This is a genomic window from Bradyrhizobium sp. CCBAU 51765 (assembly GCF_015291725.1).
Classification (GTDB): domain Bacteria; phylum Pseudomonadota; class Alphaproteobacteria; order Rhizobiales; family Xanthobacteraceae; genus Bradyrhizobium; species Bradyrhizobium liaoningense.
Window position 1 is genome coordinate 2,439,412 of the sequence record NZ_CP030038.1, and the last position, 17,513, is coordinate 2,456,924.

Annotated in this window: 17 protein-coding genes; 14 read left to right on the plus strand and 3 right to left on the minus strand. The window is 63.6% G+C overall.

The window, feature by feature from the left end:
- Positions 1-24: 24 nt before the first annotated feature.
- Entirely contained in the window at positions 25-693 is a 669-nt protein-coding gene (locus XH96_RS11520) for a TetR/AcrR family transcriptional regulator (protein WP_194392599.1), read from the minus strand.
- Positions 694-824: 131 nt separating this feature from the next.
- Positions 825-1,823, minus strand: a complete 999-nt coding sequence (locus XH96_RS11525; RefSeq protein WP_210337877.1) for a TetR/AcrR family transcriptional regulator — start codon at positions 1,821-1,823, stop codon at positions 825-827.
- Between XH96_RS11525 and XH96_RS11530 the strand changes: the two genes are divergently transcribed.
- From XH96_RS11530 to XH96_RS11560, 7 genes are all read left to right on the plus strand, one after another.
- Positions 1,813-2,871, plus strand: coding sequence for an aromatic ring-hydroxylating dioxygenase subunit alpha (locus XH96_RS11530; RefSeq protein WP_210337879.1), 1,059 nt, complete (start codon positions 1,813-1,815; stop codon positions 2,869-2,871). The two genes, XH96_RS11525 and XH96_RS11530, sit on opposite strands and share 11 nt — an antisense overlap.
- Complete coding sequence (locus XH96_RS11535) at positions 2,858-3,811, plus strand: PDR/VanB family oxidoreductase (RefSeq protein ID WP_194392600.1); 954 nt, start codon at positions 2,858-2,860, stop codon at positions 3,809-3,811. The genes XH96_RS11530 and XH96_RS11535 overlap by 14 nt, the downstream gene beginning before the upstream one ends.
- Positions 3,812-3,870: 59 nt before the next feature.
- Positions 3,871-5,112, plus strand: a complete 1,242-nt coding sequence (locus XH96_RS11540) for an FAD-dependent monooxygenase (protein ID WP_194392601.1) — start codon at positions 3,871-3,873, stop codon at positions 5,110-5,112.
- A 59-nt stretch (positions 5,113-5,171) separates the two neighbouring features.
- Positions 5,172-6,374, plus strand: coding sequence for an ABC transporter substrate-binding protein (locus tag XH96_RS11545; RefSeq protein WP_210337881.1), 1,203 nt, complete (start codon positions 5,172-5,174; stop codon positions 6,372-6,374).
- Between the two features lie 87 nt (positions 6,375-6,461).
- Positions 6,462-8,393, plus strand: coding sequence for an ABC transporter permease (locus XH96_RS11550; protein ID WP_194392603.1), 1,932 nt, complete (start codon positions 6,462-6,464; stop codon positions 8,391-8,393).
- Entirely contained in the window at positions 8,390-9,187 is a 798-nt protein-coding gene (locus XH96_RS11555; RefSeq protein WP_194392604.1) for an ABC transporter ATP-binding protein, read from the plus strand. Before XH96_RS11550 ends, XH96_RS11555 begins: the two co-directional genes overlap by 4 nt.
- The gene (locus XH96_RS11560; protein ID WP_194392605.1) at positions 9,184-9,924 is read left to right on the plus strand and encodes an ABC transporter ATP-binding protein; all 741 of its coding nucleotides are present in this window, start codon (positions 9,184-9,186) and stop codon (positions 9,922-9,924) included. Before XH96_RS11555 ends, XH96_RS11560 begins: the two co-directional genes overlap by 4 nt.
- Positions 9,925-10,945: 1,021 nt before the next feature.
- Here the strand turns inward: XH96_RS11560 and XH96_RS11565 are convergent.
- A complete protein-coding gene (locus XH96_RS11565; protein WP_194392606.1) occupies positions 10,946-11,926 on the minus strand; it encodes a LysR family transcriptional regulator in 981 nt (326 codons plus the stop codon).
- Positions 11,927-12,028: 102 nt separating this feature from the next.
- Here XH96_RS11565 and XH96_RS11570 point away from each other — a divergent pair, with 102 nt between their 5' ends.
- Genes XH96_RS11570 through XH96_RS11600 form a run of 7 tightly spaced genes read left to right on the plus strand, consistent with a single transcriptional unit; the run spans position 12,029 to position 17,506 of the window.
- The gene (locus XH96_RS11570; RefSeq protein ID WP_194392607.1) at positions 12,029-12,973 is read left to right on the plus strand and encodes a ketopantoate reductase family protein; all 945 of its coding nucleotides are present in this window, start codon (positions 12,029-12,031) and stop codon (positions 12,971-12,973) included.
- A gap of 4 nt (positions 12,974-12,977) precedes the next feature.
- Positions 12,978-13,364 carry a VOC family protein gene (locus XH96_RS11575; RefSeq protein WP_194392608.1) on the plus strand — a complete coding sequence of 129 codons (387 nt, stop codon included), beginning with the start codon at positions 12,978-12,980 and terminating at the stop codon, positions 13,362-13,364.
- A 12-nt stretch (positions 13,365-13,376) separates the two neighbouring features.
- Positions 13,377-13,847 (plus strand): MaoC/PaaZ C-terminal domain-containing protein, encoded by a 471-nt coding sequence (locus tag XH96_RS11580; protein ID WP_194392609.1) that lies wholly within the window; start codon positions 13,377-13,379, stop codon positions 13,845-13,847.
- On the plus strand, positions 13,844-15,085 hold the full coding sequence (locus XH96_RS11585; protein ID WP_194392610.1) for a CaiB/BaiF CoA-transferase family protein: 1,242 nt from the start codon (positions 13,844-13,846) through the stop codon (positions 15,083-15,085). Before XH96_RS11580 ends, XH96_RS11585 begins: the two co-directional genes overlap by 4 nt.
- 3 nt (positions 15,086-15,088) lie before the next feature.
- On the plus strand, positions 15,089-15,916 hold the full coding sequence (gene aroE / locus XH96_RS11590) for a shikimate dehydrogenase (protein WP_194392611.1): 828 nt from the start codon (positions 15,089-15,091) through the stop codon (positions 15,914-15,916).
- A 15-nt stretch (positions 15,917-15,931) separates the two neighbouring features.
- A complete protein-coding gene (locus tag XH96_RS11595; RefSeq protein ID WP_194392612.1) occupies positions 15,932-16,786 on the plus strand; it encodes a shikimate dehydrogenase in 855 nt (284 codons plus the stop codon).
- A gap of 51 nt (positions 16,787-16,837) precedes the next feature.
- The gene (locus XH96_RS11600) at positions 16,838-17,506 is read left to right on the plus strand and encodes an amino acid ABC transporter permease (RefSeq protein WP_194392613.1); all 669 of its coding nucleotides are present in this window, start codon (positions 16,838-16,840) and stop codon (positions 17,504-17,506) included.
- Positions 17,507-17,513 lie beyond the last annotated feature (7 nt).

Genomic DNA, 17,513 nt, shown 5'->3' on the forward strand with positions numbered 1-17,513 from the left:
AGGTTGCGCGATTGGGCGGCGCCCTCAGCCCTTGAAGCCCAGGGTGGTGAAGCGGACGACCTCCTCGATCAGATCGCCGGACGGAGGCACGCTGCGCTTCGTCCCGCTGATCTCGTCGATGCGATGCGCGTCAGAAAGAATGTAGATGTAGATTCCGATGAACTGGGCAAAACGCAGGTACAGGCGCTCATCGGTCAGATGCGGCAGCAAACCGGCCAGCACCTCGACGTAAGCGCGCACCGGGCGATCATAGACCTCACGGCGCAGTCGGTAGGCCGTTTCGTCGGGTTCGGCATGCAGGCGGGCCTGGAGGCGCAGAAAGGCGCGTCCCTGCGCCGACGCCCGCAGTTCGAAAGGCGGCGTCACATAGGCGCGCAGGACGTCCTCGACCTTGAAGCGCCGTCGCGCCGTCAACTCGCCGAGCAGCGCCATCCGACGTTCGGCCAGCCATTCACCGCGCCGCAGATAGACCTGCCGGAACAGCTCCTGCTTGCTGCCAAACCAATAATTCGCCATGGCCTGCGTGACCTCGGCAGCTTCGGCGATCTCGCGCAGATTGGCCGCCGCATAGCCGCGCTCGGCGAAATAGCGTTCGGCGGCGTCCAGAAGCGCGTCTCGGCTCTCGGTCTGCCCCTCGGGGCGACCCGGTCCACCGCGTTTCTTTCCACTGCGAACCGTTTTCATCACCACCATGCATGCCTCGATCGCGTCGCCATGCCGGGAGCGGGACAGCGTCTCGTGTGGGATAGCAATCGGTCGCCCGCCGTACCAGTCGCCTGTCCGCGATGTCGATCGGATGTCATGGCTGACCGAACGGCGTTTCGTCAGCGCCGGGACTTCCTGGAAGGAGCGGTGGGGCGCTGCGGCTCGTCCCGGCGCATGCCGCCGGCGATGAACGCAACGGTCTCCGCCTTCAATCTCGCATTGTCCCGCGGATCATAGGCTTGGGGCATCATGTCCTCCATCCGGTTCGTGTCGGACAAGGCATAGAGATAGGTCCCGATCATCAGCGTCATGCGCCAATGGATATCGACGCGCGAGAGATGGGGCAGCGCCTCGTGCAACGCTTCGATATAGAGCATCGTCGATTCATCATAGGCGGTCTTGCGCAGCTCGTAGGACAGGTTGGGCGGCTCGGTGTGCAGCCGTGCATGGAGGCGCAGGAAGGCCAGCCCTTGCACCGACGCGCGCAGATTCAGGATCGGTTGCAGGAACGCCTCGATGATGGCCACAACGTCGTTCGCACGGCCGGCGGCCCGCAACGCGGCGAGGCTTTCGATCCTGGCATCGGCGATGACAGATGCACGGCGAAGGAAAGTCTCGCGAAACAGGCCGAACTTGGTGCCGAAATAATAGGTGATGAGGGCCTGCGTCACGCCGGCCTGCTCGGAAATCTCGCGCAGCGTGGTTCCAGCATAGCCCTGATTGGCGAAGATGACCTCTGCGGCATCCATGATGTCCGCGCGCATCTTGCCGGTGCCGCCTTCGGGCCGGCCTGGGCGCTTGGTACGAGCCTCGGTTGCGGGAAGCCCGCGCCGGCCGGACACGCCACTCATATGCGCCTCGCTCCGTCGATGCCGCGGCCCGCGCCAAAGAGGCGGCATGATGCACGGAATCGATGCAAGCGACTCTGTCGAGACCGCGTTGGCCGCATGAAGTTGCCCCCGAATGGACGAAGATGGCGATACTTTCCGCCTTTTCTCAAGCTGGCACGTGGATTGCAAACAATAATTATATAGGCGACCAATAAAGAAATTATATGGTCGACCAATTAAGAAGACGTGGCGGTGCCGCGTTCGTAAAGGAGCATCGATGCCCGCCATGACCGTGACCGCTCATCGGCCGATCACCGCCCAGGACGGCTGCCAGGACCCTGTCTTGCTCAATGACTGGCATGTCGTGGGGTTTGCGTCGGACTTCGTCCCGGGCAAGATCCATCCGGTTCGCTTGCTCGAGCGCGACTTGATCGCGTGGCGCACGGACGATGGCGAGATCCATGTCTGGGAGGATCTGTGCATCCATCGCGGGGCCCGCCTGTCCAAGGGCTGGATCAAGAACGACCGGGTGGTCTGTCCCTATCACGGCTGGGAATATGACGGGGGCGGCCGGTGCACACTGATGCCCGCGGCTCCGGACGAGACGCCGATGAAGAAAGCGCGGGCCTTTCCTTATCTGGCGGTGGAGCGCTACGGCTTCGTGTGGGTCTGCCTCGGCGAACCCAGCGCCGACGTGCCGCTGTTTCCGCAATGGGACGATGCGAGCTTCCTCAAGGTCCATAGCGGACCTTATCGCTATGCGGCCAACGGCTTCCGTGCGATCGAGAACTTCATCGATGCCAGCCATTTTCCCTTCGTGCATGCCGGCCTGAACGGAGTCATGGATCAACCGGACCGGCTCGATCCCTACGACGTGCACGAGGTCGACACCGGGCTTCGTTCCTCGGAGGTGAAGGTGTTCCAGCCGTTCGGCGATGCGCGTGGCGTGCCGCTGATGGCGTTCTACACCTACCATACGTTCCGGCCGCTGGTGGCCTATTTCTCCAAGCGGACGCAACAGGCCGACGCCGCCGCAAACATCGTCTCCGATCACTCCGATCTGTTCACGACCTTCTTCACGGCTCAGCCCATCGACGAGAAGACGACCATCGTCCGCGTCTGCGCGGCGCTGAATGTGCAGCCGCATCCCGACCCGAAGTCGGTCCGTGAACGCGCCGACGTCGTCTATGGGCAGGATCGCGAGATCGTCGAGTCGCAGCGGCCGGAGCGCATCCCGACCGAGTTGCGCTACGAATTGCATCACCGTACCGACCTGATGGGCCAGCGCTACCGCACATGGTTGCGCGCCAAGGGAATTTCCTATGGCGTCATCTGAGCTCGGCCTCTGCTTGCGGCTGGTCGAGATCGTTTTTGGCGTCCCGGGCATCAACCTCTACCGGCTGGCCGCGCCCGACGGGTCCGCGTTGCCGGCATTCGAGCCCGGAGCGCATCTCGATCTGGAGATCGCGCCCGGACTTGTCCGGCAATATTCGCTGCTGTGGCCGCAACCGGCCGGAGATCGCTACGAGATCGCCGTCCAGGAGGCGCCCGACGGGCGGGGCGGTTCGCGCTGCTGGCATCGGCAGTCGGTCGTCGGCGACGTCTACCGTGCCTCGCTTCCGCGCAATCACTTCGCGCTCGGAGCCGCGACGCCCGCGACCCGATATCTGTTGGCCGGCGGCATCGGCATCACGCCGATCATCTCGATGTACCGCAAGCTCGTCGCTCAGCGGCAGCCGGTGCAGTTGCACTATTGGACTCGCAGCGCGGCGTCTGCGCTGTTCCACGACGAACTCGCCGGCTTCACCGATGGCAGCGTGCACCTGCACTCGACGCAGGGGCCTGCGCCGCGCCTGGCGGACGTGCTGCCGTCGGTGCCCGGCGATGCGCCCATGTATTGCTGCGGGCCGCAGCGCATGATCGACGCGTTCGATGCGCTGACCGCGCGGCGTCCACCCGAGCTCATGCATCGCGAGCGCTTTGCCGCGGCCCCGCAGCAGGCAGAGCCCTCCGGAAGTTTCAGCATCCGTCTCGTCCGCTCCGGCCGCACCCTGGAGGTCGGCGCCGACGAGAGCGTGCTCAGCGCGTGCATCGCCGCGGGGGTCGACCTCTCCTACTCCTGCGAGGAGGGCGTCTGCGGAGCCTGCGAGGTCCGCGTGCTCTCGGGGGACGTCGATCACCGCGACCAAGTCATTCCACCGGCTGCGAGAGCGACTTCGGCCACCATGATGGCCTGCTGCTCGCGCGGCCGGACCATGCTCGAACTCGATATCTGAGCTTTGCCAAATCTGAGCCTCGTCAACTCTGCCCTGCCAAGGCCAATCCGGGAGATCGCATGAAACATCCTTTCCACGTGGCCATCATCGGCGGTGGCATCGGCGGCGTCGCGCTGGCGCGCAGCCTCGATATGCTTGGCATCGACTATCATGTGTTCGAGCGCGCGGCGGCCTTCGGCGAGATCGGCGCGGGCGTGCAGGTCACGCCCAATGCGGTCAAGGTGCTGGAGGCGCTCGGCCTTGCCGAGGATCTCGCGGCCGCCGGTTTCCTGCCCGAAGCCATGGTCGGCTGGAATTGGCAGAGCGGTGAAGAGTTGTTCCGCACCCCGCTTCGCGCCGTATGCCCGCGGGTGTTCGGGGCCGACTTCTATCACGTCCATCGCGCCGATCTGCACGCGATGCTCGCCAAGGACATCTCGCCGGAGCGCGTCACCTTGGGCCGGGCCTGCACGGGGCTGCGCCAACGGGCAGGGCGGATGGTCGCCTGCTTTGATGACGGCAGCGAGCATGTCGCAGATCTCGTGGTCGGCGCCGACGGCGTCCGGTCCGTGATCCGGGCCGAATTGTGGGGACAGGAGCCGGCCAGCTACACCGGTCACATGTGCTGGCGCGCGCTGGTCCCGGTCGATCAGCACCCGTTGCCGTTCGTCACGCCGACATCCTCGTTCTGGATGGGCCCCAAGGGGCATGTGGTGACCTATTACGTCAAGGGCGGCGCGATGGTGAACATCGTCGCCGTCGCCGAGAACCGCGAATGGGTCGAGGAATCCTGGACGGCCAAGAGCACGCCCCAGGAGCTGCTCGATGCCTATGCGGGCTGGCACGACGATCTGGTCCGGCTGTTCGCGCGGACCAATCCCGATCAGGTCTACAAATGGGGATTGTTCGACCGCGATCCCATGGCACGCTGGTCGCAAGGGAACGTCACGCTGCTCGGTGATGCCGCTCATCCGATGCTGCCGTTCCTGTCGCAGGGTGCGGCGATGGCGATCGAGGACGCCTACGTCCTTGCGCAGGCGCTGGATCATTTCGGGCCTGGAAGGCTCGACGCGGCACTCGACGCGTATGAGATGGAGCGGCGCCCGCGTACGGCGCGGGTCCAGCTCGAGGCGCGCGAACGCGGCCGAACCTATCACCTGGCTTCTCCGGAAGAGTCGCGCGCGCGAGATCTCGCCTTCAAGGAGGAGCAGGCGCGCAATCCCAACGCGGTCGGCATCAAGGCGGAGTGGGTCTACCAATACGATGCCCGCATCTGTCGCGATCGTTTCGACACATCACCGGCGCTGAGCGCCGCGTCCTGAGGTTTTGAGGTCCCATCGTTCACCGGAGAATAGACGTAATGATCAAGAAAGTGAGTTTTATGCGTGTTTTGCTGTCCAGTCTCGCCGCCGTCGGTGTCCTATCTTCGGCTGCGGCCATGGCCGAGGAGCCGATCAAGATCGGCGAGATCAATAGCTACAAGTCGCAGCCTGTCTTCACTGACGGCTACAAGAAAGGCATGCAGCTTGCGATCGACCAGATCAATGCCGCGGGCGGCGTCGCCGGCCGCAAGCTGGAGCTCATCACCCGCGACGACAATGCCAATCCGGGCGAGGCGATCCGCCAGGCCGAGGATCTGATCACCCGCGAGAAGGTCGATATCCTCGCCGGCGCGTTTTACGCCCATATCGGCACCGCACTGACGGACTATGCCAAGCAGAAGCGCCGCTTCACGCTGATCACCGAGGCCTTGAGCGATAACATCGTCTGGAGCGTCGGGAACCGCTACACGTTCCGCCTCGACGCGTCGACCTACATGCTCGTCGCCTCGCTGGTCGACGATGCCGTGAAGCTGAAGAAGAAGCGATGGGCGCTCATCTATCCGAACTACGAGTTCGGCACGTCGGCCGCGAACGTCTTCAAGAAGCTGATGAAGCAGCGCCAGCCGGATGTCGAATTCGTCACCGAGCAGGCTCCGCCGTTCGGCAAGATCGATGCCGGCAGCGTCGTCCAGGCGCTGTCCGACGCCAAGCCCGAGGCCACGTTCAACGCTCTGTTCGGCACCGATCTCGCGCAATTCGTCCGCGAGGGCACCACCCGCGGCTTCCTCGGCGACAACATGCCGGTCTACAGCATCATCACCGGCCAGCCCGAATATCTCGAGCCGCTGCGCGACGAGATTCCGAAGAACTGGGTGGTCACCGGCTATCCCTGGTACAGCATCAAGACGCCGGCTCACCAGACCTTCCTGACCGAGTACCAGACCAAATACGGCAAGGAGAATCTGCGCTTCGGCTCCATCATCGGCTACGCCACGATCAAGGCCATCGCGGCCGGTGTGGCGGCCTCGGGCGGCAAGACCGATACCGAGTCGATGATCAAGGCGTTCGAAGGGCTCGAATTCGATACGCCGGATGGCAAGACGGTTTTCCGCAAGATCGATCATCAGGCGACCTGGGGTCTATATGTCGGCAAGCTCGCGGTCGTGGATGGCAAAGGCGTGATGGTCGACTACCACTTCGCGCCGGGCGACACGCTGCTTCCGTCGGACGACGAGGTGCGCAAGCTGCGTCCCGCCGATTGATCCGACGACGGGCGCCCCACATGCCGTGGGGCGCCGGTCGCCATTCCCCGCCGCATCTGTCCTGAGCGAGATTGCCAGAGAACTGTCATGGATCTTTACGCCCTCCTGGCGCAATTGCTGAACGGCCTGGCGGAAGCCTCCGCGTTGTTTCTGGTTGCCGCCGGCCTGTCGCTGATCTTCGGCGTGAGCCGAATCGTCAATTTCGCCCACGGCTCCTTCTTCATGCTGGGCATGTATGTGGCTCATTCGCTCATCGAGCGGCTCGGCGGCGGCTCCTGGCGAGTTATGGGGTTCTGGGGCGCGCTGTTGCTCGCGGCGTTGGTGGTCGGATTGCTCGGTGCGCTGGTGGAGATGCTGCTGCTGCGTCGGATCTACAAGGCCCCCGAACTGTTCCAGCTTCTGGCCACCTTCGCGCTGGTGCTGGTGTTCAACGACGCGGCGCTCTGGATCTGGGGGCCGGAAGATCTGCTGGGCCGCCGCGCGCCGGGGCTCGCAGGCGCGGTCCAGCTCTTCGGCCGTGCCTATCCGAGCTACAATCTCGTCCTGATCGTCGTCGGGCCCGCGATCCTCGGACTGCTCTGGGTCCTGCTGACGCGGACACGCTGGGGCGTGATGGTGCGCGCGGCCACGCATGACCGCGAAATGCTCGGTGCGCTGGGGGTCAACCAGGCCTGGCTGTTCACCGGCGTGTTCGCGCTCGGATGCATGCTGGCGGGGCTCGGCGGCGCGCTGCAATTGCCGCGTGAGCCGGCGAGCCTCGGCCGCGATCTCACGACGATCGGCGATGCGTTCGTCATCGTGGTGGTGGGCGGCATGGGATCGATCCCGGGGGCGTATCTGGCGGCCTTGCTGATTGCGGAAGTGAAGTCGATCTGCATCGGGCTCGGCACGGTTCAGTTGGCGAGCATTACGATTTCCTTCTCCAAGCTGACCCTGGTGGTCGAGTTCCTGATCATGGCGGTGGTTCTTGTGGTGCGGCCCTGGGGGCTGTTGGGACGCCCGCAGGCAACCAATCGTCATGCGGCGCCGGTCGAGGCGCCGCTGCGCCGCGGCTCGGGACGATATGCGGTCGCGATCACCGTCTCCCTGCTCGCGATGGCGGCGCTGCCATTGCTCAACCAGTCGCTGCCTTATGCCGCCGTGCTGGGCCAGGACGTGCTGGTGGCGATCCTGTTCGTGGTCAGCCTGCACTTCATGATGGGGCCGGGTGGCATGCACTCGTTCGGGCATGCCGCCTATTACGGGCTCGGCGCCTATGGCGCCGCGATCCTGGTCAAGGCGGCTGGCTTGCCGATGCCGCTCGCGACGCTCGCGGCGCCGCTGCTTGCGGGGCTCGGCGCGATGCTGTTCGGCTGGTTCTGCGTGCGGCTTTCGGGCGTCTATCTGGCGATGCTCACGCTCGCCTTCTCGCAGATCGTCTGGTCGGTCGTGTTTCAGTGGGACGCGGTGACGGGCGGCTCCAACGGCATGATCGGCATCTGGCCGGACGAGTGGCTGAGCGGAACGCGCTACTACTACCTGACCCTCGTGATCGTCGCGCTCTCGGCCTATGTGCTGCGCCGGTTCCTGTTCGCGCCGTTCGGCTACGCGTTGCGGGCCGGTCGGGACTCGCCGCTTCGCGCCGATGCGATCGGCATCGACGTGAAACGCGTGCAATGGCTGGCCTTCGTCATCGCCGGCGTGTTCGGCGGATTGGCCGGCACGATCTACGTGTTCTCCAAAGGCAGCGTGTCGCCGGATGTGATCTCGGTCGGCAAATCGGTCGATGGCCTCGTCATGGTTCTCCTCGGCGGAATCCAGGCGCTGACGGGGCCCATCATCGGCGCCGCGGTGTTCGGCGTCCTGCAGGATTCGGTCATGCGCGCCACCGATTACTGGCGGGCTCTGTTCGGCGGCATCATCCTGTTTCTGGTGCTGGCCTTCCCGCAGGGACTTGCGGGGATCTCGTTACAGATACGCAGCTGGTGGCAGCACCCACGAATGGCCATGACGGCGGAGCGGCAGGAGAAGCTGACATGAGCGCTGCTTTGCTTGAGGTCCGGGACCTCGGGATTTCCTTCGGCGGCGTGCGCGCCGTCGATGGCATCAGCTTCGACCTCCATCGCGGCGAGCTGCTGGCGCTGATCGGCCCCAACGGCGCGGGCAAATCGACCACGTTCAACATGGTCGGGGGGCAGTTGCGTGCCTCCGGCGGATCGGTGCGCATGGCGGAGCACGATCTGATCGGCATGAAGCCGCGCGCCATCTGGCGCCTCGGCGTCGGACGAACCTTCCAGATCGCGGCCACCTTCGCCTCCTTCACGGTCGCGGAAAACGTGCAGATGGCGGTGCTGTCGCATCACCGCCAGGTGTTCGCGCTATGGCGCCCGGCGGCCGACCGGTTTCGCGCCCAGGCTTTGGCGCTGCTCGAGCAGGTCGGCATGCGCGCGCAGGCCGACCGGCCGTGCAGCGAACTGGCTTATGGCGACATCAAGCGCGTCGAACTCGCGATGGCGCTCGCCAACGATCCGAGGCTGCTGCTGATGGACGAGCCGACCGCCGGCATGGCGCCCCGTGAGCGCAACGAGCTGATGGCCCTGACGAAGCGGCTGGTGGTCGAGCGCGGCATGGCCGTGCTGTTCACCGAGCACAGCATGGATGTGGTATTCGCGCATGCCGACCGCGTCATCGTGCTCGCGCGCGGCAAGCTGATCGCGGAAGGGACGCCGGAGGCGATCCGCAACCATCCCAAGGTGCAGGAGGTCTATTTCGGCAGCGGGACGACCTTCGAGCATCTGCCGCAACCGGCCTTCGCCGGGAGGATGTCCGCATGAGCGACGTCGTCGAGCCTGCTCTGCTGGAAGTTTCCGGCTTGAACGCCTGGTACGGCGCCGCCCACATCCTGTTCGATGTTGCGCTTCAAGTGCGCCGTGGCGAGGTCATCTCACTGATGGGGCGCAATGGCGCCGGCAAGTCCACAACGCTGAAGGCGATCATGGGGCTGCTGGCGCGCCGCGATGGGCAGATTCGCTTCATGGGCCGCGATATCGCCGCCAAGGAGCCGTTCCAGGTCGCGCGCATGGGGCTTGGTTTTGTACCCGAGGATCGTCGCATCTTCCCCGATCTGACGGTGACGGAGAATCTCGAAACCGGCCGGCAGCAGCTTCGTCATTGGCCGGATGGCAGTCCGGCGCTGAACTGGACTCCGGACGCGCTCTATGAGCTGTTTCCCAATCTCGGACGCATGCAGGGCCGGCGCGGCGGACAGATGAGCGGCGGTGAGCAGCAGATGCTCACGATCGCCCGCACGCTGATGGGCAATCCGTTCCTGGTGCTGCTCGACGAGCCTTCGGAAGGCGTTGCCCCCGTCATCGTCGAGCAGATGGCGCACATGATTCTGTCTCTCAAGGCGCGCGGCGCCAGCATCTTGCTGTCGGAGCAGAATTTCCATTTCGCCCAACTGGTCTCGGATCGCGCCTATGTGCTGGAGAAGGGGCAAATCATGTACGAGGGCTCGATGAGGGAGCTTGCGGAGAATGACGACATTCAGCGCAACTATCTTGGTGTCTAGGCGAGAAGCCCCCTGGACCACGAGAAAGCACCGGCGCCCGCCGAAGTAGCCCATGGGCCGGATAGGAGACATTTCCGTCGTGGTCGATGCGGTGCTTTACTTTGATGGTGCAGGGCTTCCGACAGGCGAGACACTCCGTGTCGATCGAGGGAAGGCCGCGGGCCACGACCTGATCTGAGCAGGCGCTGCATCAGCCAAAGGTGTGTCTGATAGTTTGTAGTTTGGCTGTATAGGCAACATGTCCACGTCGCCGATCGCGACGGGTCCGATAGTCGGCCGATCTTCGACGCAACGGATCTGCAAGGCACAGTCGCTACCTCATTGATTTCTACGGCTCTACAACGGTTTCCCAAGCTGTAGGTCGGATATCGACGAATTGTCGACCCAATCTGTTTCTGGTAACCGTTTCCGCCGAAAGCACCCAGTCTTCGCGGGCTTCTCGTAGTTGCAGGGACGCTTTCGGTAGCAAACCTGAGCAATGCTTTGACTGCGCTCAGGTGGTAGCACTCGGTCGTAGCTTTGATGCGCGCGTTGATGGGACTGATCGTTCGCTGTCGGAGTCTAGACGAAAGGCGCGAGGCGATGACGCAGAAGCAGCGCGCAAATGGCGCTTGGGCCTTGGCGACGTTGGCCGCATGCCCGAACTCATCTGTGTGAACGATACTGCCTCGGGCATAATAGACCTCGAGGAGCCTCCGCTTGGCCCCTCCCGCCCCAGCCAGTGCTTAAGCTATTAAGCTCGTTCGCTAAGCAGTTTCATCCCAGTCAGGTCTTTTGAGCGCGTTGGGAAACAGAGATTCTAAGGCTCGATCCAGAATCGAACTAAATGGTGCGGCTTCCATCCCAACATATACCGCGGAAGCTGCTCGGGCAGGTCTGCTTTGCCTTCATCGTAGAATAGGGTGCTACGGCGAGCGAAGCGGACAACCGGTCGAGATGCGGTGTGCGGAATTGCAGCCGTGCCGCACTCCGCTCAGCCGGCGGCCTTGGGGGGCGGTCGTTGCCCCGCTATCGGGGACCACTATGACTGCAAATCGCGTGGCCTTCGTTTCCTGGCCCGACCGGAACGATGTAGACCTCGCACTTCCTGCTGTTGAAAAAGGTCCGCGCATAAATCACGCAACCATTGGCTCGCCGGGTCGTGATGGAAACGGGCGTGCCAATATTGCTTGACCGTAAAGCCGGCGATCGCCAGTGGGCAGTCGAGCACGCGCAGCCCGTAATAGTGAGCCAACGTTTCGCCAATGTGCCTTGGCAGAGTAGCGATCAGGTCGGTCGTCCCGACGATTGCGGGTAATCCCAAAAAGCCGGGGAGCTCAAGCGCAACGTCAAGGACGATCTGCTGCTCCTTCAGTGCGTCCGCCAGCAATTGATGTCCGGTGCCGGAGCGAATGAGGACGTGCGCCTCACGCCGGAAATCCTTTGTGGTGATGCGGTCGCGGATCTGAGCATGCTTTGCGTTGGCCAGGCAGACCCAATCCTGCGGAAACAGCGCCTGCTGGAAGTGTCCCGCATCGAGATCCGAGATGTAACCGAGCGCCAGATCGGCCTCGCCAGACTGCAGCATTCGTGGCGTATCGCTGCCGATCTGCGCTGCCTCGATGCGGATGCCCGGCGCAGCGCGGCGAACGTGGGCGAGTATGGCGGGAAGCAGCGTAATGTGGCTCGCATCCGTCATGCAGATGACGAAGCGACGCTTTGCAGTCGCTGGATCAAACTCAGGGCGAAGCTCCGACAGACGCCGCAGCATTTCCAGTGCCTGTCTGGCCGTGCCGATGAGAGCCTCCGCGCGCGGCGTCGGCAGCATTCCCTCCGCAGACCGGATGAAGAGCGGATCGCCGAGCTCCTTTCGCAGGCGCGCCAGCCAGATTGAAATGGTCGGCTGACTTTGACCGAGCTTCTCGGCTGCTTTGGTGACGCTGCCAGTGGTGAACAACGCGTCGAACAGCCGGAGCAGGCGCGGCTCCAGCAGGTTCGTCTCGGAGATGTCTCGGTGCTTCATTGCGATCTGCAATGTTGGATATAAGATTCATAGAATATCCAAATATTAGCCAACCTGCTAGCACGCTTTCAACGCCAAAACGGGCGAGGGAGAAGCGTTCGGATGAGGATCTGCTTTATCGGAGCGGGAGCCCTGGGCTCGACCATCGGTGGCGCGCTGGCGCGCGGTGGTGCCGAGGTTTGGTTGATCGATCCGTTTCAGGCTCATGTCGGCGCGATCAATGCGGGTGGCCTACGGATGCTCGAAGGTGAAGCCGAGACCGTTGTAAAGGTCTCTGCCTGCACCTCAGCGACCCAGGTCGGCATAGTGGCGGACCTCGTCGTCGTCCTCGTCAAATCCTACCACACGCGGGATGCGATCCGGGCGGCCGCGCCGATCATCGGGCCGCAGACGGTTGTGATGTCGCTCCAAAACGGTCTTGGTCACGAGGACATCCTTTCGGAGGAAGTCGGTCGTGACCGGGTCATGGCGGGCAAGACCTACGTTGGCGGCGTGCTGCTCGGCCCTGGCCGTGTTCGCTCCGGGGTCGTCGGCAAGGAGACCATCATCGGCGAACTTGATGGAGGCTTGACCGAACGCGCACGGCGAATTTCCGAGGCATTCAATCACGCCGGTATCCTCACGGCGCTCAGCGACAACATCCTGGGCACGATGTGGGACAAGTTGTTCATCAACGTCGCCGGAGGTGGAATTACCGCCGTTACCGGTCTCACCTATGGCGGCCTCTATTCGCTGCCGATCCTGGAAGATTGCGCGCTGGCCGCGATCTCTGAGGGCATCGCGGTCGCGCAGGCTGCCGGCGTGAAGATCTCGATTACCGAACCGCGGCGTGCCTGGACGATGGCGTCCGCCGGATTGCCGCCCGAGTTCAAGACGTCGATGCTGCAGAGCTTGCAGTCCGGCAACCTGACCGAGGTCGATTACATTCATGGCTCCGTCGTGCGTTGGGGCGCCAGGTTCAACGTGCCGACACCGGTCAACGCGGCCCTCGTCGCGTTGGTCAAAGGGCTTGAATACGCCCGCACTGACTATCCGGGAAAGGCCTGAGACGATGTCGTTGCCCCGCGCTTATGTCGAACACGTCGCGATCCTCGTGCCGGACGTTGATCGTCACGTCGACTTCTTTCGTGAGGTGCTTGGTCTTGCCATTCGCGACGAGCAACCCGCTGATGGTGCGCGCCCTCGTCAGGTATGGGTGCTCGGAAGCGTGCAGCTCATCGAAGACCCGAATTTCGTCGGACCGGAGGGGCGCCTCGCCCATCTCGGCATCATGGTCGACGATTACGAAGGTGTGCTCGCCCGTGCCGCCGCCTGGGGCGCCAAGGCATTGCCCGCCGGCCCGAACTGGCTCGAGCTGCCGGGCGGCCTGAACGTCGAGATCTTGCAAGCCAGCGCAGGCGCCGTGGAAGCGGCCCTCGCGATCAATCCACGAGCCTAAGGAAGACGCGATATGACCGTCGAGCGCTATTGGGACGATGCCAAGGTCGGTGACGAATGCGTCACCCCTTCGGTGACGGTCACTGAAGCGATGGTAAATGCCTATGCCGAACTGACGGGTGATTTCACGCCGGTCCACGTCGACGAGGAATACGCCAGGACCACACCATTCGGCACGCGCGTCGCGCACGGGTTGTTCGGTCTGTCGCTGGCCGACGGTTTGAAGACCCGTGCCGACTACCGCTTCCTTCCGGGAATGTCGCTGGGCTGGACGTGGGATTTCAAGCTGCCGATCAAGCTCGGCGACACCGTGCACGTGAAGTTCCGCGTCGGCTCAATGCGCACTACGAAGCGTGATGGGTGGGGCATCGTCGTGTTGCCCTCGGAGCTGGTCAATCAGCGCGGCGAAGTGGTGCAGCTCGGCGAGCACCGGCTGATGATTCCGATGCGCCCGAAGACCGACTCCGCAGGAGAGCAGGCATGACCGCACAAGACCTGCCGCTCCAAGATCTGCCGCTCAAAGGCATTCGCGTCATCGACTACAGCCATTTTCTGGCGGGCCCATTCATGGGCCGTTGCCTCGCCGCGATGGGTGCGGAAGTCATCAAGGTGGAGCGTCCGAAGGCAGGCGACGCGGGCCGCGCCCATGGCTATTTCAAGGACGGACAATCCGGCTACTTCCTGCAGCAGAACATGGGCAAGCAGGGATTGTGCATCGACCTGCGCGATATGCGCGGTCTCGACATGATGATGAAGCTCATCGACACGGCCGATGTCTTCATCGAGAACTACCGGCCCGGCGCCCTCGAACGCCTTGGGCTCGGTTACAAGGCGCTGTCGGCGCGCAATCCTGGACTGATCTACTGCTCGGTCTCCGCCTATGGCCACACCGGTCCCTATGCCGACCGTCCGGGCTTCGGCCTGATCGCGGAGGCAATGTCGGGCGCACTGGCGCAACTGGGCAACCCCGGCGAAGCGCCGCCGCTGCTGCGGATGCCGCTGGCCGACATGTATACCGGCATTCACGGTGTGGCTGCCATCAATGCCGCGCTGGTCGGCCGCGCGTCCTCCGGACGCGGCCAGCATATCGATCTCGCGCTGTACGACTGCATGGTCTCGATGCACGACTATGCGGTGCAGCGCTACTTCCTCTCCGGCGGGGGCGATCTGCCGAAGCAGACTGGCAGCGGACAGCCGGATTCGACCGTCTACGGCGTCTTTCCGGCAAGGGACGGCAATCTTGTCATCGCCGCGCAAGTCGATGATGCGTGGCGACGATTGGCGAGCCTGATCGGGGGAGACAATTTGGCATCCGACGAACGCTTCACCACGCCTGCTGTGCGCAACGCCCATTATGCTGAAGCGATGGAGATTGTGCGCACGTGGACGCTGTCGCAACCATCCCGGAATGCTTGTCTTGCGGCACTTGAGGAAGCAGGTGTGCCGTCGGCTCCTGTGCAGACCATCGAAGAGGTCGTGAGGGATCCGCAGATCCACGCGCGTGGCATGCTGGTCGAGCAGGAGCATCCTGTGCTCGGGAAGGTGACGCTGCCGAACCTGCCGTTCCGCTTCTCCGATTGCGACACCACGGTGCGGACTCCGGCGCCGCTGCTCGGCCAGGACAATCGCCGCATTGCAAAGTCGCTTGGACTGTCGGCCGAAGTCGTCGAGGCGATGGTGCGAGACGGGGTCCTCTACAACGAAGCCGCAGTGCAGGAGTAAGCCATGAGCGATCGTTACGCGGTGATTGGTAATCCGATCGGCTTCAGCAAATCACCCCTCATCCATGGCACGTTCGCCAAGATGACAGGACAGGACCTCGTCTATGAGGCGATCGAGGGGCCCCTCAATGGCTTCAGCGAGCGGGTTGATCAATTCCGGACAGAGGGCGCCAAGGGGCTGAACATCACCGCCCCGTTCAAGCTCGATGCCTTCGCCTATGCAAACGAGCTTTCAGAGAGCGCCAAACGAGCCGGCGCTGCAAACTGCCTGAAGTTCGACGGCGATCGGATCATTGCCGAGAATTTCGACGGGATCGGCCTCGTGCGCGACATCACGGTCAATCTCGGCGTCAGAATGGCCGGTCGGCGCGTGCTGATGCTCGGCGCCGGGGGCGCGGCGCGTGGCGCGCTGCTGCCGTTCCTGCGCCAGGAGCCGTCCGAGCTGGTTCTCGTCAATCGTACCTTATCGAAGGCTGTGGCATTGGCCGAAGAGTTTGCCGGTTGCGGTCCCCTGATCGTCAGCGGCTATGCTGAACTGGCCGATCTTGCCGAGGGCTATGACGTCGTGGTCAACGCGACATCGGCGAGCCTGCGAGGTGAGATGCCGCCGCTTCCAGGCAATGTCTTCCGCGGTGCGGAGCTGGGGTACGAACTCGCCTACGGCAAGGGATTGACTCCCTTTCTGCAAGCGGCGCGCGCCGAAGGCGTAACCAAGCTGGCCGACGGCGTCGGCATGCTGGTCGAGCAGGCGGCGGAAGCTTTTTCCTGGTGGCGCGGCGTTCGACCGAGTACGGCTCGGGTCATCGCCGAGCTGACTGTCCCTTTGAGCTGACGGGCGATGCCGAGCATGCATCAGAAGTCCAGCTTTCTCGTCGGCCTGATCGGCAGCGGCATCGCTGCGTCCCGCACCCCGCCCATGCACGAAGCTGCCGCTGATGCTGCCGGCATCCGCTATCTCTACAAGAAGATCGATCTGGCCGAGTTGAAGCTCGGCGTGGAGGCATTGCCGGAATTGCTCACGGCGGCAAGGCGGATGGGCTTTGACGGGTTGAACGTGACCCATCCCTGCAAGCAGGCGATCCTCCCGCTCTTGGACGAGCTTTCGCCCGACGCGGAGGCGCTTGGTGCCGTGAACACCGTGGTCATCAGGAATGGTCGAATGACCGGCCACAACACCGACTGGTTCGGCTTCGCCGAGAACTTTCGCCGCAGCATGCAAGGTGCGCCGCTCGGACGCGTCGTCCAATTCGGCGCGGGCGGCGCAGGCGCGGCGGTCGCTTTCGCGCTGATGAAGCTCGGCGTGCGGGAGTTGACTATCATCGACGTCGAGCCGGCCAAGGCGCAGAATGTGGTCGACGGCTTGTCCTCTCGATTTGCAGAGGGGCGTTTGAGGGTCAGCCAGGATGTCGCGGCCGCCATTGCTGGCGCAGACGGCATCGTCAACGCGACGCCGATCGGCATGGACAAATATCCGGGCACGCCGCTGCCGACGCCCCTGCTGCGTCCCGATCTCTGGGTCGCTGAGATCGTCTACTTCCCGCTGGAGACCGCATTGCTGCGTACGGCGCGTGCCCTCGGCTGCCGCACCGTCCATGGTGGCGGCATGGCGATCTTTCAGGGCACCGAAGCATTCCGCCTGTTCACGGGCATCTCACCTGATCCGGACGTCTTCCTCGCCACGTTTGCATCCCTGGGAGGGTGACACCCGGCCGATGGGCGAGCGGCACGTACAACGCCCGAGAGGAAACGCAAGATGGGCTACACGCTCGATTTCTCGGTGGTTTGGCATGCCATGCCCGCGCTGCTGCGGGGGTGCGTGGGTACGTTGAGCCTGGCGCTTGCCGGCATGACGCTCGCGATGATGATCGGTGTTGCCGGCGTCGCGGCACGCGATTCGAAGGCGGCCTGGTTGCGTGCTCTCGTGATCGGCTTCGTCGAGATCGTACGCAATACGCCTTTCCTGGTGCAGATCTTCTTTCTGTTTTTCGCCCTGCCGCTCGTCGGATTGAAGCTCAATCCGACCGTCACCGCCATCATCGCGCTCGGTGTCAATGGCGGCGCCTATGCCATCGAGATTATCCGCGGCGGCGTGCAATCCATCCATAAGGGACAAATAGAGGCCGGCTACGCGCTCGGCCTGCACAGAGGGCAGGTGTTCCGGTTCATTGTGTTCAAGCCCGCGCTTCGCGCGATCTATCCCTCGCTCACGGGGCAGTTCATCATGCTGACGTTGACCTCATCAGTCTGTTCGGCGGTGTCGGCGTACGAATTGACGTCGGTTGCGCAGCGCATTGAAAGCGACACCTTCCGCAGCTTCGAGGTCTATTTCTTCGTCACCTTCCTCTATCTCGCGATCTCCTGGCTGCTGATGCTGGGCTTTGCGGTCATCTCGCATCGCTTCTTCTCGTATCCGACACGCTGAGGAGGGC

Bases quoted from the DNA above. Each gene is read 5' to 3' on its own strand.
- XH96_RS11525 (WP_210337877.1), bottom strand. From the start codon at position 1,823: ATGGCGGGCATCGATGCTCCTTTACGAACGCGGCACCGCCACGTCTTC.
- XH96_RS11570 (WP_194392607.1), top strand. From the start codon at position 12,029: ATGAGGATCTGCTTTATCGGAGCGGGAGCCCTGGGCTCGACCATCGGT.
- aroE (WP_194392611.1), top strand. From the start codon at position 15,089: ATGAGCGATCGTTACGCGGTGATTGGTAATCCGATCGGCTTCAGCAAA.
- XH96_RS11530 (WP_210337879.1), top strand. From the start codon at position 1,813: ATGCCCGCCATGACCGTGACCGCTCATCGGCCGATCACCGCCCAGGAC.
- XH96_RS11595 (WP_194392612.1), top strand. From the start codon at position 15,932: ATGCATCAGAAGTCCAGCTTTCTCGTCGGCCTGATCGGCAGCGGCATC.
- XH96_RS11585 (WP_194392610.1), top strand. From the start codon at position 13,844: ATGACCGCACAAGACCTGCCGCTCCAAGATCTGCCGCTCAAAGGCATT.
- XH96_RS11580 (WP_194392609.1), top strand. From the start codon at position 13,377: ATGACCGTCGAGCGCTATTGGGACGATGCCAAGGTCGGTGACGAATGC.
- XH96_RS11560 (WP_194392605.1), top strand. From the start codon at position 9,184: ATGAGCGACGTCGTCGAGCCTGCTCTGCTGGAAGTTTCCGGCTTGAAC.
- XH96_RS11565 (WP_194392606.1), bottom strand. From the start codon at position 11,926: ATGAAGCACCGAGACATCTCCGAGACGAACCTGCTGGAGCCGCGCCTG.
- XH96_RS11540 (WP_194392601.1), top strand. From the start codon at position 3,871: ATGAAACATCCTTTCCACGTGGCCATCATCGGCGGTGGCATCGGCGGC.
- XH96_RS11535 (WP_194392600.1), top strand. From the start codon at position 2,858: ATGGCGTCATCTGAGCTCGGCCTCTGCTTGCGGCTGGTCGAGATCGTT.
- XH96_RS11555 (WP_194392604.1), top strand. From the start codon at position 8,390: ATGAGCGCTGCTTTGCTTGAGGTCCGGGACCTCGGGATTTCCTTCGGC.
- XH96_RS11520 (WP_194392599.1), bottom strand. From the start codon at position 693: ATGGTGGTGATGAAAACGGTTCGCAGTGGAAAGAAACGCGGTGGACCG.
- XH96_RS11600 (WP_194392613.1), top strand. From the start codon at position 16,838: ATGGGCTACACGCTCGATTTCTCGGTGGTTTGGCATGCCATGCCCGCG.
- XH96_RS11575 (WP_194392608.1), top strand. From the start codon at position 12,978: ATGTCGTTGCCCCGCGCTTATGTCGAACACGTCGCGATCCTCGTGCCG.
- XH96_RS11545 (WP_210337881.1), top strand. From the start codon at position 5,172: ATGCGTGTTTTGCTGTCCAGTCTCGCCGCCGTCGGTGTCCTATCTTCG.
- XH96_RS11550 (WP_194392603.1), top strand. From the start codon at position 6,462: ATGGATCTTTACGCCCTCCTGGCGCAATTGCTGAACGGCCTGGCGGAA.